This is a genomic window from Deinococcus hopiensis KR-140, from assembly GCF_900176165.1.
Classification (GTDB): Bacteria; Deinococcota; Deinococci; order Deinococcales; family Deinococcaceae; genus Deinococcus; species Deinococcus hopiensis.
Map to the genome: position 1 here is coordinate 231,339 of NZ_FWWU01000008.1, position 21,645 is coordinate 252,983.

The 21,645-nt window shown below is 61.3% G+C and carries 26 protein-coding genes; 7 read left to right on the forward strand and 19 right to left on the reverse strand.

What is annotated here, in order from left to right; all coding sequences use genetic code 11:
• Positions 1-127: 127 nt before the first annotated feature.
• Both B9A95_RS11595 and B9A95_RS11600 read right to left on the reverse strand, forming a co-directional pair.
• A complete protein-coding gene (locus tag B9A95_RS11595) occupies positions 128-1,090 on the reverse strand; it encodes a hypothetical protein (RefSeq protein WP_139806716.1) in 963 nt (320 codons plus the stop codon).
• Positions 1,091-1,290: 200 nt separating this feature from the next.
• Positions 1,291-1,497 (reverse strand): hypothetical protein, encoded by a 207-nt coding sequence (locus tag B9A95_RS11600; RefSeq protein ID WP_245808262.1) that lies wholly within the window; start codon positions 1,495-1,497, stop codon positions 1,291-1,293.
• Positions 1,498-1,774: 277 nt separating this feature from the next.
• Between B9A95_RS11600 and B9A95_RS11605 the strand changes: the two genes are divergently transcribed.
• The 6 genes from B9A95_RS11605 to B9A95_RS11630 all read left to right on the forward strand — a co-directional run bounded on the left by B9A95_RS11605 (position 1,775) and on the right by B9A95_RS11630 (position 9,733).
• Positions 1,775-2,842 carry a hypothetical protein gene (locus B9A95_RS11605; protein WP_084047435.1) on the forward strand — a complete coding sequence of 356 codons (1,068 nt, stop codon included), beginning with the start codon at positions 1,775-1,777 and terminating at the stop codon, positions 2,840-2,842.
• Between the two features lie 116 nt (positions 2,843-2,958).
• Positions 2,959-4,491 (forward strand): sensor domain-containing diguanylate cyclase, encoded by a 1,533-nt coding sequence (locus B9A95_RS11610; protein WP_084047436.1) that lies wholly within the window; start codon positions 2,959-2,961, stop codon positions 4,489-4,491.
• Positions 4,492-4,611: 120 nt separating this feature from the next.
• Positions 4,612-5,031 carry a response regulator gene (locus tag B9A95_RS11615; RefSeq protein ID WP_084047437.1) on the forward strand — a complete coding sequence of 140 codons (420 nt, stop codon included), beginning with the start codon at positions 4,612-4,614 and terminating at the stop codon, positions 5,029-5,031.
• A 69-nt stretch (positions 5,032-5,100) separates the two neighbouring features.
• On the forward strand, positions 5,101-5,244 hold the full coding sequence (locus B9A95_RS33615) for a hypothetical protein (protein WP_170928599.1): 144 nt from the start codon (positions 5,101-5,103) through the stop codon (positions 5,242-5,244).
• Between the two features lie 513 nt (positions 5,245-5,757).
• A complete protein-coding gene (locus tag B9A95_RS36235) occupies positions 5,758-8,304 on the forward strand; it encodes a M23 family metallopeptidase (RefSeq protein WP_084047438.1) in 2,547 nt (848 codons plus the stop codon).
• A gap of 517 nt (positions 8,305-8,821) precedes the next feature.
• Positions 8,822-9,733, forward strand: a complete 912-nt coding sequence (locus tag B9A95_RS11630) for a transposase (RefSeq protein WP_084047439.1) — start codon at positions 8,822-8,824, stop codon at positions 9,731-9,733.
• Positions 9,734-9,950: 217 nt separating this feature from the next.
• Here B9A95_RS11630 and B9A95_RS33620 read toward each other — a convergent pair whose 3' ends face one another.
• The gene (locus B9A95_RS33620) at positions 9,951-10,109 is read right to left on the reverse strand and encodes a hypothetical protein (RefSeq protein WP_170928601.1); all 159 of its coding nucleotides are present in this window, start codon (positions 10,107-10,109) and stop codon (positions 9,951-9,953) included.
• Complete coding sequence (locus B9A95_RS11635; protein ID WP_084047440.1) at positions 10,106-10,465, reverse strand: hypothetical protein; 360 nt, start codon at positions 10,463-10,465, stop codon at positions 10,106-10,108. The genes B9A95_RS33620 and B9A95_RS11635 overlap by 4 nt, the downstream gene beginning before the upstream one ends.
• Before the next feature lie 54 nt (positions 10,466-10,519).
• Here B9A95_RS11635 and B9A95_RS11640 point away from each other — a divergent pair, with 54 nt between their 5' ends.
• The gene (locus B9A95_RS11640) at positions 10,520-10,732 is read left to right on the forward strand and encodes a hypothetical protein (protein ID WP_084047441.1); all 213 of its coding nucleotides are present in this window, start codon (positions 10,520-10,522) and stop codon (positions 10,730-10,732) included.
• Here the strand turns inward: B9A95_RS11640 and B9A95_RS11645 are convergent.
• The 15 genes from B9A95_RS11645 to B9A95_RS11710 form a co-directional block, all read right to left on the reverse strand.
• The gene (locus B9A95_RS11645) at positions 10,729-11,070 is read right to left on the reverse strand and encodes a hypothetical protein (RefSeq protein ID WP_139806718.1); all 342 of its coding nucleotides are present in this window, start codon (positions 11,068-11,070) and stop codon (positions 10,729-10,731) included. The two genes, B9A95_RS11640 and B9A95_RS11645, sit on opposite strands and share 4 nt — an antisense overlap.
• Positions 11,048-11,863 carry a glycoside hydrolase family 19 protein gene (locus tag B9A95_RS11650; RefSeq protein ID WP_084047443.1) on the reverse strand — a complete coding sequence of 272 codons (816 nt, stop codon included), beginning with the start codon at positions 11,861-11,863 and terminating at the stop codon, positions 11,048-11,050. Before B9A95_RS11650 ends, B9A95_RS11645 begins: the two co-directional genes overlap by 23 nt.
• Positions 11,860-12,315, reverse strand: coding sequence for a hypothetical protein (locus B9A95_RS11655; RefSeq protein WP_084047444.1), 456 nt, complete (start codon positions 12,313-12,315; stop codon positions 11,860-11,862). The genes B9A95_RS11650 and B9A95_RS11655 overlap by 4 nt, the downstream gene beginning before the upstream one ends.
• Entirely contained in the window at positions 12,305-12,736 is a 432-nt protein-coding gene (locus B9A95_RS11660) for a hypothetical protein (RefSeq protein WP_084047445.1), read from the reverse strand. Before B9A95_RS11660 ends, B9A95_RS11655 begins: the two co-directional genes overlap by 11 nt.
• Positions 12,737-12,808: 72 nt before the next feature.
• Positions 12,809-12,961 carry a hypothetical protein gene (locus B9A95_RS33625; protein WP_170928602.1) on the reverse strand — a complete coding sequence of 51 codons (153 nt, stop codon included), beginning with the start codon at positions 12,959-12,961 and terminating at the stop codon, positions 12,809-12,811.
• Positions 12,962-13,343: 382 nt separating this feature from the next.
• The gene (locus B9A95_RS36240; protein ID WP_281255849.1) at positions 13,344-13,466 is read right to left on the reverse strand and encodes a hypothetical protein; all 123 of its coding nucleotides are present in this window, start codon (positions 13,464-13,466) and stop codon (positions 13,344-13,346) included.
• A 101-nt stretch (positions 13,467-13,567) separates the two neighbouring features.
• Positions 13,568-15,037: a hypothetical protein gene (locus B9A95_RS11670; protein WP_139806719.1), complete on the reverse strand. Its 1,470-nt coding sequence runs from the start codon at positions 15,035-15,037 to the stop codon at positions 13,568-13,570.
• A gap of 19 nt (positions 15,038-15,056) precedes the next feature.
• Positions 15,057-15,401, reverse strand: coding sequence for a hypothetical protein (locus tag B9A95_RS11675; protein ID WP_084047448.1), 345 nt, complete (start codon positions 15,399-15,401; stop codon positions 15,057-15,059).
• A gap of 2 nt (positions 15,402-15,403) precedes the next feature.
• Complete coding sequence (locus tag B9A95_RS11680; protein WP_084047449.1) at positions 15,404-15,640, reverse strand: hypothetical protein; 237 nt, start codon at positions 15,638-15,640, stop codon at positions 15,404-15,406.
• Positions 15,637-16,131 carry a hypothetical protein gene (locus B9A95_RS11685; protein ID WP_084047450.1) on the reverse strand — a complete coding sequence of 165 codons (495 nt, stop codon included), beginning with the start codon at positions 16,129-16,131 and terminating at the stop codon, positions 15,637-15,639. Before B9A95_RS11685 ends, B9A95_RS11680 begins: the two co-directional genes overlap by 4 nt.
• A 10-nt stretch (positions 16,132-16,141) precedes the next feature.
• Positions 16,142-16,774 (reverse strand): hypothetical protein, encoded by a 633-nt coding sequence (locus B9A95_RS11690; protein ID WP_084047451.1) that lies wholly within the window; start codon positions 16,772-16,774, stop codon positions 16,142-16,144.
• Complete coding sequence (locus B9A95_RS11695; protein WP_084047452.1) at positions 16,764-17,201, reverse strand: hypothetical protein; 438 nt, start codon at positions 17,199-17,201, stop codon at positions 16,764-16,766. The genes B9A95_RS11690 and B9A95_RS11695 overlap by 11 nt, the downstream gene beginning before the upstream one ends.
• Before the next feature lie 55 nt (positions 17,202-17,256).
• The gene (locus B9A95_RS11700) at positions 17,257-18,756 is read right to left on the reverse strand and encodes an SGNH/GDSL hydrolase family protein (RefSeq protein ID WP_084047453.1); all 1,500 of its coding nucleotides are present in this window, start codon (positions 18,754-18,756) and stop codon (positions 17,257-17,259) included.
• Complete coding sequence (locus tag B9A95_RS11705) at positions 18,753-19,571, reverse strand: hypothetical protein (RefSeq protein WP_084047454.1); 819 nt, start codon at positions 19,569-19,571, stop codon at positions 18,753-18,755. Before B9A95_RS11705 ends, B9A95_RS11700 begins: the two co-directional genes overlap by 4 nt.
• Positions 19,561-21,642: a hypothetical protein gene (locus B9A95_RS11710; protein WP_084047455.1), complete on the reverse strand. Its 2,082-nt coding sequence runs from the start codon at positions 21,640-21,642 to the stop codon at positions 19,561-19,563. The genes B9A95_RS11705 and B9A95_RS11710 overlap by 11 nt, the downstream gene beginning before the upstream one ends.
• Positions 21,643-21,645: the final 3 nt, after the last annotated feature.

Genomic DNA, 21,645 nt, shown 5'->3' on the forward strand with positions numbered 1-21,645 from the left:
TAGCGGCTTGAATCGGAGACGAGTGGTAGGCTGAGGTCATGGTGCGGGTCTGGCGACCCTCAAGGCGACCGGAAGCGACGGCAAACGGCCCCCTGCGACGAGGGGGCGTTCTCTATTTCAGACCGGCTCAGTTGGTCTCCAGATCCAGGAGTCCTCCCTGATAGAGATAATCCGGTTCCTCCAGGTAGGGGAGGAAAAGGCCCTTCAGTCCTGGGAGGTCATGGTATTCACGTTCCAGCCAAATAGCGGCCTTCGCCACGTCCATCACGGTACCCCCGTGCACCATGCCCCGCCAGACGGTCGTCTGCCGACGTCGGAGACGACCTGACATTTCATCCAGGATGCCCTGAGCCATAGCCTCTGCATCGACTTCAAGGAACTCCCCAGATTGGCCTTCAGGCTCCAGAAAGACTTCGGGTAGCTGCGGACGAATCGCACGTTGACGAGACGGCAACGCAGGTTCGCTCACGCCACCCTCTGCAAAAGGATCTACAAACGTGACAACCATGGCGGAGAGATGCGAGGGCTGCGTTTCTCCAGGAGTGCCCTGCAAGTCCTGCTCAAGCACCCGGATGCCTTGCTTCAAATCACCCAGCGTGGAGATCGACCAGGGCTGCAGTTCGCCGGATCGCAGCCTAGCCGCTAGGTCCTCCAGAGACTGGGCCACCATTTCGGCTGGGGAAAGCTCGGGTATGACCCGGGGCGGATGATAGGGGCGTAAGCCAACATGATTTTCAACACCCAGGTACACATCATCGTGATGCATGAGCAGCATGACGGGCGGCTGTACCCCCGGCGGGCACTCAAAGAGCGGGCCAAGTTCAGCTCGGGACAGCAGATGCTGTAGAGCCGTGTGGGCTGCTCTTGTTCCTTGCTCCTCTACGGTGATTTTCGTAACGGCGATGGCGACTTTAGCGGGATATTCGCCCATTCTCGCCTGCTCGGCCACGAAGAATAGAGTATCCTGCACGCCCTCTGGTTCTTGGTCTGCTTTGCCGAGTGAACAGGTCACCACAGTGTGGGCAGGGATTGACGCCTCGTAAATGAGTCGTTCGCCAAGTGCATGGAGCTCTTCTGGGGTCACGCGCATAGCCATTGGCACATTTTAGCCTGGGCATTACGTCGTGAGCGAAAGGCAATTGCCGAAGCCCTCTATGACCAAACAGCAAAAAGCCCCTCCCCGCCACCAGCCGAAGCCAGCGCAGGGAGGGGGAAACGTTTGGCGCAAGTTGTCCAAGGGCTCACTCTGGGCAGGGTTGGACGAACTCAACATCCAGCCAGTACTCGGCGTCACCCACGTCGTGCCCCTCCAGCTCCAGCACGGTGCTGCCAGGCTTCCCACGCTTCGGCCCTGGCTTCCTCGTGGCAGCCGAGGTCATCCGCGAGGGCCTGACGTTCAGGAGTGCTGTCTGGCACGATCCCCAGGCGACGATCCCTCGTGTAGGCGTCGTGCAGGTGGTCGGCAATCTCCCCAGGCGTTAGGTCGGCGTAACGCATGCAGCCAGGATACCCAAACGCCAAAAGCCCCCTCCCTGCGCTGACTTCTGTCAGTGGTGGGGAGGGGGCTTTCTATATCCAAGCAGGGCAAGGCGAACTTGACCGCCCGTACTCGGCGTTCCCGACGTCATACCTCTCCAGCTCCAGCACGGTCTACCAGAACAGCAAAAGAAGGGGGTCTCTCACGCTTTTGCCTTAAGATAGGATGAAGATGTTTGCCTTTTCCTCCACCACTGCTTTGCCTTAGGCGTCTTTCCTCACGCCACTGGGAGAAGAGGTGAGGAGCGACTGGCAGTTCAGTGCTGTCGTGCAGCCCGAAGGTTCTCCCACGCCCATCTACGCGGGCCACAATGCCACCCTTGCCCTGATGTACGCCTCCCTGGCTGCCCTGGACGCGCAGTGGGACGCCTTCACGGTGGTGCCCACCACGCCCCTCCTCCGGGGTCAGGCCCCTCGCCCTGCACCCCAAACCGCTCCTGAAGATCTCCACGTGGTTGCCCTGACTGCCGCAGCAGCGGCGTCCTCCCACATCTCCAGCTTGATTGACGGACGGAACCGGGTGACGCGCCGTCAGCAGTTGGGACTGGAGAACACTGTCATCTATCAAGCTGACCAGCCCTGGTTGGGCTTTCGACCCGAAGAAGTTAAGCAGCAGGACCTGAGCAAAGTCCTGCTCCGAATGCGCCCATACGTAATGGAAGCGTACGCTCGACTTGCAACGTGGGATCTCAAGAGCTTCCCCTATCCGGTGGTCTTCCATCCGGACCTCTTTACCCAGCCGGAATGGGCCATTCGGTGTGACCGCGGCGACCTCTGCCACCCCTTCGGATGGATCGATGAGGGGACGAGGCGGCCCTACGCTGGACGGCAACGGGTCCATCAGGTCAAGACGAACGATGGACCTGTGACACTGTACGCGACCGCCCCTGATCTGGACGGGTCTCTGGAGATGGCCCAGCGCAGGACCAAAGGCTTTCAGTGGGCCGACACATCTGCGCTCGTGTCCACCCTTCACGGTCAGGTCAAGACGCCAAAGCCAGAAGCACCTGTACCGGCGATCACCTGCTTGAATACTTCGGTTGGACCTCAAACAGTGGTGCTGACGGGGTGCGAGACCCTCTGGACGAGGTGGAATCAGGGGCAGACCGGTACGTTGGTGTATGTGCAGGAGGACCCCCGGGTGATCCTGTTCACTCCAGAGGAAGCGCGGACCTGGTCGGTGGCGAAGCGACTCCCGTACCGTTTCGCCCAGGAGGCCTGGGCAAGGCACAGGAGCCTCCGAGGGATGGGCCGCTTACTGTACCCAGCGCCCCAACAACCCGATATGGTGCTCAGTTCTTCTTGACCGCTGCCTGGTACAACGCTTCCAACCCCACACCGCAAAAAAGCCCCCTCCCCGTCACCGGCCGAAGCAGCGTCATCCAGTACGAGAAGTGTAAGTGAAATTTTCTACACTGCCTTATGCTCCCTGCGCCGGTCCCGCCTGATGAAGCCGAACGTCTGCTGGATCTCGCGCACTACCACATCCTCGACACCGGCCGTGAAGAAGTCTTTGACCGCGTTACCCGCCTCGCGGCCCGACTCCTCCACGTTCCCCTGACTGCCATCAATTTTGTTGACGTCGACCGCCACTGGAGTAAATCCATGGTGGGCTACGACGCCCCTGAAGTCCCCCGCAATGCCACCTTCTGCGCCTGGACCATCCTGCAAGACACCCCCCTGGTCGTTCCGGACCTGACCCAGGATGTCCGCTTCGCTCACCACCCTGGCGTCGTCCACGAACCGCATGTACGGATGTACGCCGGTGCCCCCCTCAAAACGCCAGCCGGGCAGCGCATCGGCACCCTCTGCGTTTTGGATACCGAGGCCCGAACGCTGGGTGACGAGGACTTGAAGGCGCTCCAAGACCTCGCAGCCACGGCGATGAGTGAACTGGAGTTGCGAAACCACGTGCAGCGGTTGCAACAGCAGGTGAGCGCTCAGGCCGAACACAGCCTGGACCTTCAGCGCAGCCTGGCCCATGCACACACCCTAGAAGCCGTGCATGAACTGATGGACCTTCCCCTTTCACCCGAAGACGCGGCCCGTCAGGCAGCAGGGCTCATCGGGCAAGCGATCCATGCGGACTGGACCGGGCTCGTCATCTTCGAGGATGGTCGGCCCCACACCCAACGGGTCTACGGGGAGTCAGCGCTTCATCCCGTGTTGTTCGATCTCGCGGCGCATCTCAACGCCAGCCATACCAGCGTTACACATAGGATGGAGGGCTTAACTGAGCCGTACTACCTGGACACTTACCGGGAGCATTCCGAAGCCCTCCCCGCGGTCATCGAAGCGGGACTTCAGGCGGCAGCTTGGGTACCCCTGGGACAGTGGCAGGGAAAGACATTCCTGCTGCTCACCCTACGTGTGGGTCAGGAGCGGGAACTCCCCTGGCGTGGAAGTGACCGGACCCTGTTGGAAGCGGCGGGGCGAAGTGTCCGAGCAGCTTTTCACGCGAGGGCAGGCGTAGAGGCCGCGATACACACTGCCCGTCAGGATGCCTTAACTGGAGCATTGAACCGGCGGGCATTCGATGAGGACCTGGAACAGCATCAGGTGTTGGGAAGTGCCTTCACGCTGGCCTTGATGGATCTGGACGGCTTTAAGGCACTCAACGATACGGAAGGGCACGCACAGGGGGACAAGGTGCTGCAGCTGTTCGCGGGGGCCTTAAAAGCGGAATTGCAGGGGCAGGGCGAGGTGTACCGCCTTGGTGGTGACGAGTTCGTGTTGCTGCTGCCTGAGGCGTGGACGGCAGATGACGTGGACGAGGTCTTGGATGTGGCCGTGCCGATCGCGCAGCAGGGTTGTCTTGGCCGGATAGGGGCGAGTGTAGGCGTGGCTCGGAGTGCGGAAGTGGACGAGCGTGTGTCCCTGCCTGAACTGGCCGACGCGCGGATGTACGAGGCCAAGCGGCGACGGAAAGCGCTCAGGGCAGGCCAGGGAAGTTAGGGACGCGTTCATGACCTCAACGAAAAAAACCTCTAACGCTCCTGTCGACACCCAGGGGCGCTGAGTTAAACCGCAATTTATGGGGCGAATATACCTCTAATAAAGCCTTAATCTTGTCGAGTGACTCTCCCGCAACATTTCCTGCTGATTGATGACAACGTCGCCGATCACCACCTGACCCAGGAAGCGTTTGAGGAACTCTGCCCAGAGTGCACGCTGACCTGCTACACCAATGGCAGAGAAGCGCTGCGTGCCTTACGGCGCGGAACGGTTCAGGCGGAGGTGATCCTGCTGGACATCAACATGCCCGTGATGAATGGTTTCGACGTTCTTCGGGAGCTCAAACGCGACCCGCAGTTGATGACGCTCCCGGTGGTGATGCTCTCCACGTCCAGCAACAAGGGTGACGTGGACATGGCGTACACCTTACATGCCAGTTCGTACTTCGTGAAGGCAACGGATTTTGATGGGTTCATCGCGCAGATTGACGCCTTCCTGGCGTACTGGCGCCAGGCCCAGCTCGCTCCCAAGCCCGTTTAGCAAAACCCCTCCTCTTCCAGCTCCAGCACGGTGCTGCCAGGCTTCCCACGCCTCTGCCCTGGCCTCCTCATGGCAGCCGAGGTCATCCGCGAGGGCCAGGCGCTCCTCCTCGTCCGGACCAGCGGGGGCGAGGCGGCGGTCCTCCTGGTATGCAGTGTGCAACTGGTCAGCGATCTCCACGGGGGTCAGGTCGGCGGGATGCAAAGATCCTGAAGACACCATGATGAATCCAAAAATTAACGCTAGTTTAACGTCTACTCATATAGACTGTAGGCAGCTAACCAATCCCACACTTGGGTAGGAGGACACCTGAAACCCCCAACTTGATTGCCCTTCCTCCCTTAACCCATGCGTGCTGCATGGGACCTTGCCATATCCCTGAAAGGACGCCCATGACCTACGATCAACCACTTCCTACGAAAAACCCAGTCATGTTTGAGCCGCCTAAACGGCGCCCGTACCAAGTGCCCCAAGTGATGTCGTTGGGGCCCTGGACTGCCGTGACCCTCCTCTACACCGTTCCGATTGTTCCCTCATTTTCAGGCTCCAAGACCAATTATTGATGTCGGCTTAGGTTATAGACGCACCTCGCGCTACGCCTCATAAGGATGACGTATCGATAGAGGACATCTTCTCGCAGCACTGTCTCAAACCCAGCTTGGTATCAATAGAGGCTTGTCACCTCAGAGGTTTTCTGTGAGTAAGAATCTGGCTTTCCTGACAAGCATGACGCTGCTCCTGGTGGGCTGTATGCAACCACCAACCCCCACCGTCACCCCCCCTACACCCAGCACAGGAAAATCCACCCCAGGTCGTCCTGATCTGGCCACAAACGGGCGACTATATCAGCTCTCTGTTAAAGACAGCGGAAAACAGAACATCACCGCAACAGCTCAGGAGATCTCTAGCGGTCTCGCTACACAAGCGCTCGTGGACACCACTGCTCCTCTGGCCATTTCCGCTCCCGTATCGGTATTGACATTTACCAATACGACGGCACGAACGCGGCACATTCGGGCTACCTTTACGGTCACCAATCAGAGTAGTTCCACATTGACGAAACTGACGTTTCTACCAGTAGATACCAACGACGTAGACAGTGATCCCACCAATAATGCTTCTCCACCTACGACAGGGGATACACCCTTTCGTGAGGTCAAGCATTACGACGGGAGTGACGCGTCGAGTCAGGCAACCCTCCTGGAGGCAAGTCGAGGCAAGATCTTCAATGCAGGTTCAGGCAACACCGAGATTGATCCGCTCACCAACACTTTTCAGTCCGGTTTAAATATTGCGTCGTTGTTCCCCACTCCGCCCGCAGGTCTAAGTGTAACGGTGAAAAACTACGGATGGGCGGTCACACCCTCACTAGCGCCTGGACAGAGCTCGAACATCACATTTGCATTCGACATTAATAACATTGACCCTGCCAATCCTGAAGCCGACCCTTATAGCTTCAATCTTATTTTCACTGCTGCCGAAGAAAATGTAGGCGCGAGTAATACTATCTCTCCATCGGGTGGAACTATTCAACTTCGGGACATCGCAGACATCACTTTTCCCACCGATTCACTTACAAAGACGCAGTCTGTAGAAGTGCAGCGTATACAGGATCCCCAAATAAAGGAATCTTTTGCAACGTCTGTAGCTGGACAGAAAGTAGAGTTTCTAGCAGACTATCAAGTTCGTATAGTTGCGTCTGAGCAACCAGTCAAGCCCATACATGTATCCCTCAAAATTCCCTCTTCACTTAACATCATCCCAGGAGTTACCCCAGTGATGTTCGGATGGCCAGAAGAAAGTGAGAATGAGGGCGAAGGTGGAGTGCTTGATATTTTTCGCCCACTATATTCTAAATACGATAAGACTACAAGAGAACTGACAGCTGATCTACCCTCTTGGGTATTTACCTCTGGCCGTAGAGAAGACGGTAGAATGGAAGCTATTGTATCTCTTGCCCTTGCCCCTGAGGCGCCATCACTCTCAGCACAAACAATTCTCGAGACTTGCGATATGGAGGAGGTAGAATCTCCACTTCCAGGAAAACCTCTGACAATCTCCAGCCCTTATGGCGGTAGACTGGTCGAAGGAAGCGAATTCCATCACGGACTAGACATTGCTACCCCCGTTGGCACAGCAGTCTACTCAAGTACAGATGGCATAGTAGGTTATATAGATTTTCAGGAGTCGTCAAAGCCTGGGTTGAATAAGAAGAAGCAACCTATCATAAAATGGCGCGGCGCAGGTCAATTTATTACCATATGGTCAGTATCTGGCAAGTACGCTGTTTACATGCATTTAACGAAAGACTCGGTGCAGAAAAAGGTCGGTGATGTCGTTAAACGTGGCGACTTAATAGGGTATTCCGGGGATACTGGGGCAGCCAAGGGTGCACCCCACTTACATATCGAATACCGGAATGAGATGACTGACCGCGCGGCTGGAACCTTTGACCCACTTCCCTGCTTGAAGCCAGTAGAAATAAAGGTCTCTACCAGGGAGCTTAGTGGTGGCGCAATCGGTACTGTGCAAATGTCTGGGACGGTCAATAATATAAACGACGACGGCAATTATCGCAAAAGGCTCATCTGGTCAATCGTGGACAATAAAGGAAAAGAGGTCACTGGAAGTGCCAATGGTGTAATTGATAGGATTACAGGACTATATACTCCTCCCTCAACGCTGGGCAAGTACATCATTCGAGCAACACTACAGCTAGATGTAAACCGAGATCCAAATGCGGCAGATCCTGACGCCCCGTGGGTTATGCAGGACAAAATGTATAAAGATACCGAAATTCGAGTCGGAACCTGTCCTAGTTTTTATGGAGACAACCTTGTTATCTTCCCCCCCACAAAATTATGCCTCTCTGGTTCTGTTGTGGCAAAACGCCCTACAAAAGATGGACGTCAGCTTTGCACTTTTGAGACGACTCTGAAAGTATCTGTTGATGCTTTAGTCGATCGTGCTAGAAGCAGGGCTGATTTAAAAGTCAAGCATTCGGCTGAGCATGTTGCTGATTATCCCCAGTCATGCAGCAATTATTCTACTCCAGAGTTTAAGTTTGAAACAAACGGCTTCATACTTCAACCTGCAACTAGTCTACTGTATGGCTTCTCAACCTCCTCTTCGGTTGGTAGGGGTGACATGATATATATCAACGGGACTGGCAAGGAAAAGCAATTAAAACTTGACTATGCCTGGAATTTTGCGGAATTTGCCAATATGACGAGAGTGGAGATTACCCTTAACGAACTGTCATCGGGGAATTAAAATTTACTCAGAGGTTATCTTTAAACGCATCATTGTTGCTTAAACAGGCTAGGAACTATTTGTTTTAACTTGAACAAGCCCGACCCGCTTATCAACGATCAAATGAATTTAATTACCAAGTTTGGGGTGGCGATTATTCTCGCCACCCTATACCATCTCTCAAGCCTCTCTGACCACAAAGACAAAGCATAAGATGAGTTGAATTTCTAGTAAATAACAAGGTGCGCAAATATTCACCCCAATTCTGCCGGCTTTGAACAGTCTTTGTACGTCGCTCAACTGGCATTTTTCAGTCTGGAAAAAGGACGTCCAGGACGGCTTCCCACCTGATATTGAGGGTGTGTTTAAGGGAAATGACCGTGCTAGACGACTTTATTCTGACATGCTCACCTCCTGATGCTGCTTCCTGGAGGCGCTGGGGATCTCCCGTTTCCATGCGTCCACCGCAAAGTCTCCGGGGGCGATCAGCCGCTTTCTCAATCACCAGCCCTGGAGTTTGCCGACCCTGCTGCGCGTGATGCGCCAACACGCCCTGGACACCTTCCAGGCTTCCCTCCGTGGACGCTGTGGGCGTCCACCGCCGACCCGAGATCATCGTAGATACCACCTCCATTGCCAAAGAAGGCGTATTCGCCGAGCTAGACGGCTGGATGCACACCCTCAACGGTGTGCGTGGCCTCCATGTCGTCATGCTCTACATCTGCTGTGGAGATCTCCGCTTGCCCTGGGGTTCAAGATCTGGCGTGGGAAAGCCACGCCCTCTCCCTCAGACTTGGCCTTACGGCAGGTTCAGCAGCTCCCAAGAGCGATCCGCTCGCGAGCCAAACAGGTGCACCTTCTTGCAGATGCTGGGTTTGGCAGCGTCACATTCATGTCTGGAGTCCAAGCGTTGGGGCTGGATTTCACCGTGGGGATGCGAGCGGATCGGCTGACCGTAGCCGGTCAGCATCTTAAAGACATCACCGCGCAACAGCGTCGCGTCTTCCTTCAAGGGCTCTCTGACCTTCCCTTGTGGCTGTACTGGATCTGGCTTCCCGCCAAACAGGGAGAACGGCAGGAACAACGTTTTCTCGTGTCTTCCCGCCGCAGGACCCCCAGGACCGCGAAGCAAACAGGTCGGCGCAGGTGGAAGATTGAGGCCCTCTTCAAAACCTTGAAGAGCCGCTTTGCCTTCAGCAAGTTCGGTCAGAAGACCAAGTTGGGGATCCTGCGCTACCTCTGTCTGAGCCTCGCCTGTTTTCTGCTCTGTCACTTCGAGTACTTGGACCAGATTGGCTCAGGCCAAGCGGAATCCGCTTGGCCTGACTGGGGCGCACTTGCCCGCCAGGTCCGCATGAAATTGGTAGGCTGGGTGCCGCTTTTCAAGATAGAACGAATGCAGGAGCAGATTTTAGCCGTCTGGGACGAAGATCATCGCCATGCCGCCTAAACTGAAATATCTCAGTCAAGCGCGCCCCACGCTTCTTGCTGGAAGAGGACCATAATTGGCAAACAGTCGAAGCGACGGAAAAGGCCATCGGTGTGATCCGAGAAGAGAGGATTGTGACCAATACACGTCGGGGATAAAGGGGACTGATGGCAACGCCTTAGCACAAGCGTGTTCTCGTGCTAAGGCGTTGCCTGGTTTCTTGTGGAACGGGGAGGCGTTATGCCCCCTGCTCCTCCGCCGTGGCCAGTCGCACGTGCAGTTCATACGTCTTCGGGTTCAGATTGATCATCAGCCCCCGATAGATCGCCCGCCCGCTGAACGGCGTCCACACGTCAGCCTGATCCATCAGCATTACGTGCGGACTGTTGCCAGTCACCACACCAGCGGCGCCCCGTCGCGCACAGCGAGGCTCACCACTCCGGCCACCGTCGTAGCGAGGGACAAGGCCTCGGGGAAGCTCAGCCGTCTGTCCCCGAGTGCGGCCTTGACCTGATCGATTCCGCCCAGCACCTGGGGCAGCAGGCGCGTGAGTAGGGCTGCCAGGTCTGTGTCCCCGAGCGGTGCAGGCGGGAGAGGTGTGGGTGGCGGCAGGAGTTTGGGCAGGGTTGGGATGCCCTCAGGCATCCGCTGAGGCGTGATCGGCGCAGGGGGTGCGGAGAGAATGACAGTGCCCGCCTTACGGCGGGCTTCGAGGATGGCCTTCACAAGATCAGAACCGGCAGGGGGTGTCATGGCATGGGAGGACCTCCACTCAGAAGAGGGCGACAAGCGGACTACAGTACGGGCATGGGCCTTGAAAGCGACCCCTTCAGCACGCAAATCACCAAAGACGGAATCATTCGTATTTCTCGTCAGGGACGTGTGGTTGTCACCCTCGGAGGTGACCGAGCGGCACGTCTGCGCAAGGCGCTGGAGAACGCGGCGGACGAGCATGCTCGCCAGCAGTTGCTCGCTCGCGCAACGGGCAACTACAGGCGCGGCAACGAACGCCATACCTAGCGCTCCTGAGGCCGTAAGTCCGGGAGGGTTGGGGCTGTCTTCTGCGCCGGGTCTGTTGGGTCCACGGGTACCGGAGCCATCCCGTTCGCGGCGTTGGCCCGGTCCGCAGAGATGCCGCGCAGAGTGTGGACGCCGAGCATGGCCACCACGGCCGTCAGCAGCTCGCCCGTCATGGCCGGCGCTTCTCGGCCGGTGAAGTGAGCGTGCAGGTAAACACCCAGGATCACATAGAAGCCGGTGGCGCCCGGCACGAGCGTGTAGAGCCCTCCAGTGGTGCCCGGTACGAGAACGCGCTGCAATCGCTGCAACGGCTTCTCAGGGGGTGCGCGTCGTGACATACAGCTTCTCCCCCACTTGCGTCTTCTTCACGACCTGGTGCTGTCCAGAAGGCAGCGTGATGGTGTCGCCTTCCAGGCGAGCTGTTGTTGGGTCGAACTCGGTGTTGTTCACGAAGAGCCGCTTCCAGGGGATGTTGGGGTGCACGATGGCCTCCTGGCTGGCCAGCGCGGCCTGCTGGTCGCGCAGCAGGGGAATCACCCGGTGGTAGCGCTCCAGGCGGTCCTGAGCCCCGTTTTGGCCGCCGTTGATGCGCTGCGTGATCGTCACCATGTCGCCCTGATCGGCTGCGGCATTCAGCCCCCGGTCCGCCCAGAACAGGCCGCACACCTGAGCCGAGACACTGGCCTGCAGGATCAAGTTGGGGTTGCCTTCCAGGTCCAGCCCGATGCGCTGCCCATAGGCGCGGTAGGCGTCGCGGCCAGTCAGCTGCGGCCAGCCTCCACCCCGGTACGCCCAGCCGTCGTTGGGCCCTGTGTTGCCCATGCGGCCGTTGTAGACCTTGTTCGCTAGGGCCTGCGGGTTGCCTGCGTACGGGGCCGCACTCGCCACGGTGGGGAAGCGCCGCGGCCAGGTCTGGCAGATCCGTGAAGCCTGGGAGTAGTTCAAGTTCTCGCGCACGCCGAGGAACTCGGACTCGTGCGCCCACTGGGCCAGGAACATGCCCAGGCGCTCGGGGCTGCGGTCGATGCCGTGACGCTCCAGTACGGGCCGCAGGGCATCGACGACTGCCTGCAGATCTGGGTTGCGCGGCGCGACCGCACGGATGTGCTCAGGTTGCAGGATCAGGTTCATACGGTGCCTCCATCGGCCAGCTGGCGGGCCATGTCGCGCATCTGGCAACCCTGCGTGCCACAGGTGGCCACTGCTGCCAGTTGGCTGTGCAACTCGCCGTTCTCGCGGTTGAGGGCGTCCTTCTCTTGCTGCAGTTGCTGGATGGTGGCTGCGAGGCGCAGGTTGTGGTGCTCGGCCGCGGCGCCGTCCTTCTCCAGCACCCGCACGCGCTCTTTGAGCGAGTCGTTCTCTTTCTCCAGGGCGTCGTTCTTCTGCTCCAGGAGTGCGAGTTTCCTGTCCTGGTTGGCGATGGTCTTGTCGAGCTGGTCGATCCGCTTTTCCAGCCGGTCGATCAACGCCTGCTCGCTGGTCTTCGCGCTGCTCAGTCGGGCATTCAGGAAGCCCAGCCAGGCCACCAGGACCGTGCCGGCCAGGCTGAGCCCCCCAGTCACGATCACGGGATCAAGGGCCATGCTGCTCCCCTGGCTCGTTGATGCGGCGCGCAGACACGAGCTTGTACACAATCACCAGCACGGTCCAGCCGTAGGTGGTTGTCTCCGTGAGGACCGTGCCGGAGCCGAGGATCAGGGACGTGGTGACGCCAATCCAGAAGAACAGCGCCAGCAGGTACGCGATGCGCCTGCCCAGGTCCGTTGCGCTGAGTACGAGGGTCAGACCAGTCAGCACGGCCAGCCAGCCCCAGGCGGCCTGCGGGAGCCAGGCCATGCCGTTGTAGCTCCGGGCAGTGGTGCTGTGAATCAGGTCCTGCTTCTGTAACAGAAAAACCATGCCGAAACCGAGGGTGTGCCCCGCGATGAGCATGCGCGCCAGGATGTGGCGGTCGTGGAGGTGGGCCCGGAACCGCTGGGGCCAGGTGCGGAGTAGGGGGGTCATGGGGACCTCTCTCCCGGCTAAAAACGAGAACCCGCCAGCGGCCGGGGGCACTGGCGGGAGCGAGAGAGTTATTTACTGCAGGCCGAACATCCGCCGGATCAGCCCAAGCAGGCCGCGTCTGGGGCAGCCGTCATGGGGGCCGAGCAGACCGGACCACATGCTGATCTTGCCGTCAGGGGCGGGGGGCGGAGTGGGAGGGGTGGAGGGGGAATTCGTGTCGCTCATAGCAGCTCCTCCCCGGCCAAAGAAAGACCCGCCAGCGGGCCGGGGCGCTGGCGGAGCAACAAGGGGATGGCGTGGTGAACCTGAAAACGAAATCAGATACACAACATTACGTCGGGCTGAAATCCATGCCCCACGCTGAGCCATGAACGTCACCAGGTACAGCGGGTCCGGCGTCGAGCTGGAGGTGAACGGAGAAACGCTCCGAGCGACACGCCGGGTGGACCGCTATGTAAAACCCGGGAAATGGCGCAGGCCTTCGGAGTACGTCGAGATCTGGTGCCTGGAAGACGGCCGGGAAGTACGGATCAGCCGCATGGGTAACGCACAAACCTGGACCGCCCGCTATCGGTAACCCTCCCGCCTCCGGACAGCGGGGTGGGGATCAGCGCATGAGCAACTGCATGAGCATGAGGGTGGCCAAGACGACGGCGACTGTCAGGAGGGTCATCCAAAAGGCATCATTGCGTCCGAGCCGCCAGCGGAATTTGCGGAACAAGCGCTTCACGCCAGGAGTGTAGGCACCGTTCTTCAGCTGCTCTCCATGCTTGTTCACCCTGCCTCTTCTCCCGGTCAAAGAAAGACCCGCCAGGGGGCCGGGCAATCACATCAGAGCCATTCAAGCGGCAAGCGGAAATGCTCCTGACCGCCCGCACGGACGGTGTAGATGTACTCCACCCCGTCTGCCGTCTTGACGTACTTCGCCCTCTTCCCGTCGTAGGCAACCCCCACCGCGAAGGGAAGGATCGGCGCTGGCTCCAATACACCCGTGACGAGGTCGAAGACGAACGCCCTGACTGAAGAATCCCGGATGATGAAGATTTTTCGCCGCCCCGTAAGGACCGTGGAGGAGGTGCCGGTCGTGATGGTCTCTCCGCCCCAGTACGTCGCTGGCGTAGACCAGGTGTTCGTCCCGATGTTGTAGAGGTAGAAATTCGCCGTCGCCCCCCCACGCAGAGCCATCAGGAAGAACGGGGCCTCGGAGCGCCCGTACATGAGGTTCCCGCCGCCTGAAATGCCTGCAGGCGCAGCCGCCAGGAGTGCGGACCACGCCGGCGCGGTGGTCTGGAGCAGGTCAATGCGGTACAGGGCCGTGCTGGCGTTGCCCGGCTGGTAGTACAAAAAATCGCTGCTGGGCACGATGCGGAACACGCTGGTCGCGTCCGGTGCGGTCGTCCAGGGTCCCGTGCGCGGGTTGCCTGTGGTGGCCGCCGCGAGCGTCAGGGTATCCACCGTGTTGCTCGCGATACGGCGCCGCTGGCCCGCTCCTGTGCCCGCCGTGATCATCACGTCGCTGTTCGCGTACATGTTGACCGTCCAGGCCGCACCGGTATACACGAGCGTGGTCGTGCTGCCGCCCGTCGCCGTCGCCCCCGGCAACTCCAGGACGAACGTGTCCCCCGCGGCGAGCGCACTGGGCAGTGCAGCGCTGAGGGTGAGCAGGGGGCCGCTCGTGGCGGTTGGAGCGCCCACGGCAGAGACGTGCCGGATCTGTCCGGCCTGGGCGCCGCTCGTTACGCGCAGTTGCAGCCCGACGTGACCAGCCCAGAAGCCAGCGCCTGCTGTGCCCGCGACGACCGTGGTGGTGTTGCCAGTGGCGAGCGCTGTGCCGGTGTCCACCGTGATCGGAACATCCGTGTCCAACGGGAGCGTGAAGCTGGCACTGAGGTTCGAGGCGGCCGGGAGCACCGGGGCCAGGGTGGCGACAGCGTACGGTTGGCAGACCACGCCCAGGATGGTCACAGCGGACAGGTTGAGATTGAAGATTTGCCAGCTCGTGAGGGCGGTTCCGTGCATGATGTAAAGCACGTTGCGCAGAGCGTCGTACTCGACCTCAATCCCCTGGTTACCGCTGATGAGGTTCGCCATCCACTGCCACCCACCATCCCAGGTGTCGTAGCGCCACAGCGTGGTGGTGCTGGCCGATCCCGCCGTGGTCGTGCCGTACTGAAACACCCAGTAGATGTACCTTTTCCCGTCGTAGGTGTTGCTCGCGCCGGGGTAAGAGGGGCCGGGCTGGACAAAGGGGAGCCACTGCCAGCTCGGCATGTCCACGCCCTTTTTCAGGTTGTAATTCACGGGCATTGGTCAGGTCTCCTTAAGTGATGGTCCAGCGGTTACGTGCAGCCTGAGCGGTCTGCATGGACAGCTCACGCCATTCCTCACGGGCGTCGACCGAATTTGGGGAGCCTGTGCCGTAGTACAGGGGGTAGACGTTGCTCGCGCCCCAGTACTGCGCAACCGTGTGGCCACCGCCCACGATGTTGACGTTCATCGCGTCCTGTACGGTGCGCGCGTAAGGCCGCTGGGGCGTCAGGACATCAACCAGCCGCTGAAAAATGCTACTCAGCTGCTGGAGCGTGTCATCGGTTGCCGCCTTGTTGTTCAGGGCTGCGAGCGTCGTTTCCGTCGCCACCCCGTCGAATGCGTTTCTCAGCGCCATTTTTAGCTCCCGTCCTCGATCCAGAGGGTGTAGCTGTTGCCGTCTGCCCCCAGGCCGGTCTGGACCCAGAGGTATTTCGCCCCGGCGGGCACCACCGGCTGGGTGGGCTGCACATAGAGATCCGGCGCGCCCTCCAGCCCGTTCAGGCGCGTCTCTGTGCTGTCCACACGCTGCCCAAGGGCTTTGATCGCGCTGCCAATACGGGTGGCGAGCGCGGAGAGTCGCGTCTCCAGGCTCATGGGGCCAGCGCCGCATTGAAGTCGGCCACCAGGTCACGCTCGGTGTCCCCGATGGCTGCCGCCGCCTGCGCACCAATGTTGTCCCGCGCCTGTGCCTGCTGCCCCGCAGTGAGCACCTGGGCCGCGTCGAAACGCACCCGGTTCCCCACGGCCGTCGTCAGGGCCGCCAGCCCACTCTCGTCTGCGGCGAGTTGGTCGACCAGTTCCTTCAGGGTGTCCAGCGCGGTGGGTGCGCCGTTCACCAGAGCGGAGATCGCGGCGCTGATGCGGGCCTCGGTCTTCTGGCTGCTGTAGGTCTTGCTCGCGCTGACACTGCTGTCATCGATCTGCGTGCTGGCGAGCACCTGCGCGCGCAGCTCGTTCAGCGCGGCCACCAGGTTCGTTTTGTCGGTCGTGGTCAGGCTAGCGAGAGTACCGATCGTGGTCCGTACCGCCTTGAACTCGGTGCCAAGGCGGGTGATGAGATCACGGAGTTTCAGTTCCAGGCTCATGGGTGCTCCTTTACAGCAACTGGTTTTCGAACCAGAGGGCGAGGTCAGCGACGTCCAACTCCGACTTGTCGGCCTTGGTTGTTTCGACTGCCGTCAGGCGCGTGGCGTGATCGCGGACATTGCCCGCGAGGTTCTCCTCGACGCGCTCCAGTAGAGCGACGCGGTCGAGCGTGGCCGTGCGGGTGGTCGCAATTACGGGAAGCATGACCGGCTGCCCGTCTGGGGAGCGCAGGGTCAGCGGCGAGAACAGATTGGGGGCGTTGCGCTCCCCCGGCTGGAGGGTCCCGGGATCGTCCCAGAGGGTGTACTGGTTGCCCCAACCGTCGCGCAAGGCCACAATCTCACCGAAGCCCGGGGGCACCGAGAAGCGGGCCTGGTCAGGAGCACCGGCTCCGGAGAGCGGCACCATCTCGTGCTCGATCTCGGCATACGCCAGCCGGTCGACGCCCTGCTCCAGCGCGGTCAGGCGTACGTCCAGCGGCGCCACATCGGCGTCGTTGCCGGGTTCCCCTTGCACGCCGGGCGGGCCGGGCACTGCGACAGCCAGGGAGACCTCAATGCCACCGATGACCTCGTGTGGGGCTTCGACCGTGCCGCCACCCTGCACGCCGCCGACGCTAATGCGGTCGAGGTCAAGGGCCACGGGTCACGTCCTTGCGGACCTTCAGACGGCCCGAGGCGATGGTCCACACAAGGTCCCCGAGTGGGTGCCCCGGGCGCGGCTCTGTGAGCTGTAGGTCGTAGTACAGGCCTTTCGCTGGACTGGGGAGGCCCTCCATGCGGGTTGCCGGGACGTGCAGGGCGATGCCGGAGACAGGAACTGTTCCGTCTGCAGCATCTTCAGGGAGGGGAAGGGTCACGATCTCCACTGCCCCGTCCACGTCGCTGGCATCCACGAGGGGCTCAGGGTCGTCGGGGGACTCACGCACCTGGAAGCGGAGGCCGGTGAAGCGGGCCTTAAGTTCGGCCACGTCGACGGGAGACATGGGAGCGCCGCCAACCTCCAGGGGCAGGAGGCGCTCCAGACTGTCCCCGCGCACGGCCGTGAAATCCAGAAGGGTCGTTTTCATGGCACCTCGCAAAAGCCCCAGCCGGTGAGGACTGGGGCGGGGAGAAAGGGTGGGGTTACTGGGCACTGATGGACTTGACCAGGCGCGTGCCGGACCCAATGGTGCTGATCCCGAAAGCATCCGCCACCATCGGATCGTCCGCCACGGTGGCAGTAGCGCTCGCAGGCCGGACCCCACTGCCCGCATCCCACATCCGCAACTCCATCTGTCCGCCCCCGCGCTGCACCTCCACCCAAACGTCATTACTGGGGATGTCCGGACCGTTTGCCCCTATGAATGTGGTGGTCACGTTGGTGCCCTGCAGAATCCCAGCGTCAAGCCGCGCTGTCGGGTTGGCTGCCGCTTTGTAGACCCAGATGCAAATGGCGCGGTTGTCGGACAGCCGGTGGAAGGCCCGCAGCATGACGCCGTTGCCCGGCGACGCGAGGAAGTTCGCCGTGGTGAACCGCATCGCCACTCGCGTCACGCCCTCCGGAAGGGCGTGCAGGATGCCCCTCGGCTGAGTATCGAACGGCGCGGCCACCTCCAACCCCGAGGCGGTCACCGTCCCTGACTCGCCGTACACAATCCACCCCTCCCGCCCGGAGAGGTTGCCAGCAGAGAGGTCAGCGAACGTGCGGCTGTAGTTCGGCGTCGGCGGGGGCAGCACTGTGCCGCTCGCCCCTGTCGCGCGCATATCAACGTATTGCGCGATCAGCGTGTCACCAGAGCCCGTAGGGTGCAGGTTGTCGCTGTTCATAAACCCGCCTGGCCCACTCAGCCAGGGGGCCAGGTCCCGGCCTGTCTCAATAAGCTCCACTCTGCCGGGGAACTCGCGCATCAGTTGGGCGGCCACGTCGCGCTTTGCCTGACGCACCATCTCCATCGTGTACGTGAAGCCAGTCCCCCTGCGCGTGCCTTCCGCGTAATCACCTCGCCACAGCGGCGTGCAGACGTGGTAGAAGCAAGGCCCCCTGTTCAAGGTCCCGCGCCCCATAACCAAAGAGGCCCCGTAGATCGTGGACGTGTCGGTGCTGCCCGGCACTCCCAGGGGCAGATTCTGGTCGAAATCGTTCGCGCCGCCCATGTCAAAAACGTGCCCCCCGAAGCCGAGTGGCACCAGTGTGGGGTACCGGGACACCATCGGGTCTGTGCCGCCGACAGCGACCGTGCTGCCGTCCACGCCGCCGTTGATGACCGAGCATCCCCGGAGGGCGGCCAGCTTGTTGAGCCATGACCCGGCATTGTCCCCGGCCAGATAGCCCCTCATGATGCTGTCGCCAATGCCGATCATCTCGGCAGTCCCCACCCAGGAGCCGGGCGTGGAATTGATGGTGATGGTGCCCGTGTCCGGATCCTGCTCCAGCGTGATCCCCGCGCCCGCCTGTAGGAGGGCTGCGATAGCGTCCTGCACATCGACAACTTGACCCACAGGGCTGGCCACCACGGGGGAGGTATTGCTCGTGACATAGAGCGTGATCGGCTGATTCACAGCGCTCTGCACGAAGTACAAAGTGTTAGAAACGAGGTCACCCGGTAACGCTGAGACCTTGAAAAACTTGACCCGTTCGCTCACCAGCCCACTCCTTCCCAGTACACGCCGTCTGCTTCCACATCCGGCAGCACGCCGTCCGGCTCCAGCACAGCCGGGCGGAAACTGAGCGTCCCCGACAGGCCCGCCGAGAGCGTGACCGTCCGCATGCCCGGTTTCAGCGAGGGCTGAGGCCCGGTGAGCGCTGTCCGCACGTCCACCCCGCCCCGCGTCACACTCCAGACGCCTGGCGTCGCATCGATCACGAGGGTTTGCCCCGCCTGCAGGGTGCCGTGCCAGGTGCTGACTCCCGCGTCCGTCGTCACGCTCGGGTTCACCACCGCTTGTGCAGCTGTCAGAGTGAGGCGAGGCGTTACCGGTCCCTCGCCCAGCACGTTGACCGCGTTGTTTCCCGCTACCAGTGCCCCCGTCACCTCGGGGAGGAGCCAGTACGCGAGCGCAGGCTCGAACACGGCCGTCACCCTCGCTCCTTCGCTCACCGCTGCGTAATGAACGGGCTTGATGCTGCTCCACCGCGCGATAGGCAGCTCCGCGTTCCCTTTCTGCACCCAGCGTGTGAGAATCGCGGCCCTCGTCACCTGCCCTTTCAACTCACGCACGTGCGCCCGCGTGGTGCCCCACGCGCCCACCGTGACCGAGTAGCTGCCTGGGACCAGCGCGTCTGTCCCCGTGTAAATGCGGCTCCCAATCCCGGGAATGGTCTCCACCTGACCGGCGGGCGTCAGGCTGAACAGTTCCTCCTCCGCCACGCCCACCAGGTGGCTGCCCACCTGCTCCTGACACACCGCGAACAGCGGTTGCCTGTTCGCATCCAGCCACCGCATCGGTTCAACCGTCACTCGCGCCTCCCAGCCGGATATCGCGCCTCAAGCCCAGAAACGCTTCTCTGATGGCCGCCACGCTGCCATTGGCCTGGGGTGTCCCGGCCTCCACCTTGGTCTTGAGGGTGGTGAGGTCATAGGTCACCCGCTGTACGTCCAGGTCCACCTCCTCTCCCCGGAACTCGAAGCGCGCGACCCCATGGCACGGCACCCGGCGCAGCCCGTTGTAGGTGCCAGTCCACTTCCGAACCGGCTGCGTCCGGTACCGCAGCAGGCCATAGGCGTAAGCGAGGATGTCCGAGGTGTCCACCAGAATCAGCCGTAGACGGCCGATCTGGGCGAGTGGGCCTTGCAGGACGAGGCTTGTCGCTCGCACGTCCTTAGAAGGGCTCCAGACCTTCAGTCCGGGGGCGTCCTCGCGGTCTGAGCCCTGCACCCAGTCTGTGAAGACACCCCCAAAGTCCGACTGCACTTTCGTTACCGCTTCAGGCACGAGGAGCGTCGTCCCCCGTTGCAGTTCCTGGAGGGACTGCGGCAGGGTGATCTGTACCTGCGCCTGGAGCGCCAGTCCCCCCACCGGCTCGGCCCAGCGGTGCTCTGGATGCTGCAGGGGCGGAAGACCACGCCCATCCTCCAGCACGTGGGGCTGGTAGACGTACCCCTCCACCCGTTGTGTGGGAGCACCGAGCGGTACGGCCGAGCCCAGGATGATGAATGGGGTGTTCTCGGGCGTGACGCTCGGGTGGATCTGGTTGAAGGAGTTGAGCCCGGCCACGGCCACCGAGATGCCCCGAGGCGGGAAGCCGTTCGCCGTCTGGAAGGCGTGGGCTGCTGCGAGGTCATACCCCACGGACAACCGGTCCAGGACGTGCCAGGACGCCCCAAGGACTGGCACATCGTCTGTGCAGGTGGCCGTGATGTAGCCCTCTGGAGGCGTTGTCCCATTCAAGGGACCTCGGATGCGGACCGGGACACCCGGCTCAGCACGGATATACATGGTGAGGTCTGGGGTCAGCGAGTCTGCCGGGAACACCGGCTTCAGAACGTGCACGCTGTAGTCCGCAAGCTGGTAGTCCCCAGCAGGGACAGGAGGCAAGGGGATGCGGTGATCGAACCCCACACCAAGTCCGAGGTTCAGCCCAGCGAACACGTCTGAGATGTGCCCCGCCCAAGCAGGGTCCAGCAGCGGCGCGACATTCGAGAACTGCACGCTGTTCGCCGCCCCGTCTCGCGGGAAGGGCAGCGCCCCAACAGGCGCCGTCACCGTTACGCCGAAGGTGGGATGGTCTGCCGAGGTCACCGGTAGGTCCGTGGTCTGGACCTGGGTGGGCATCTGGGTGACCTCCCAGGTCTCCCCGTGCTCCTGCACCTCGGGTTCCACTCGGGCCTCAAACTGCGCCTGCGTTCCATCCGGCAGCGTGTAGGGCAGCTGGATGCAGTTGGCGTACCCCTCCATCGTGCCTGGTGGTGTCTCCGTCTGTCCACGCACGAAGCGGTGCGTGATCGTCGAAGTGGGGGCGTAAACTCCCAGTTCCCCCCGCCCGTTCACACCCCAGGTGCCACCCTCGATCACGGGCATCGCCGCCTGGAAGGTGTCCCCGATCAGCTCAAACGAGGTCCTCGCCTTCAGGGTGGCCGGGTTCTCAGGGATGTCGCCGATCAGCAGTCCGGGCAGCAGCACCGCGAGCGAGAGCGCGTGCTGGAGGTACGGCTTGAAGGCCAGCGGCGTCTGTTCCCCGTGCCAGGCCGCCTTGCCCGCGCGCTCGGCCAGGGAACGCAGCTGTACCTCTCCTGGCCCTTCCAGCCAGGGTTCGTTGACCATCTCCCCGGTGTAGGTGGGATCGTCGTCAGCGTCCCCCGGCAGCCAGATTCGCACCCGGTCCAGGGGCTGGGCCAGGGAGCCGTCCTGCTCGTCCGCAGGGGGCGCACTGAGTTTGAGGGTGGCTGCGCCGCACCAGTCGCCGCGCACCGTTTCGAGTTGACCACCGAGGGCCACGGTCTGCCCAGGAGCAGGGACGTGGCCCTCGGTGGTATGGACGGTCAGGTAGGGTTCTACCGCCCGAGGGCGATAGAACGAAGCTCTGTACATGGA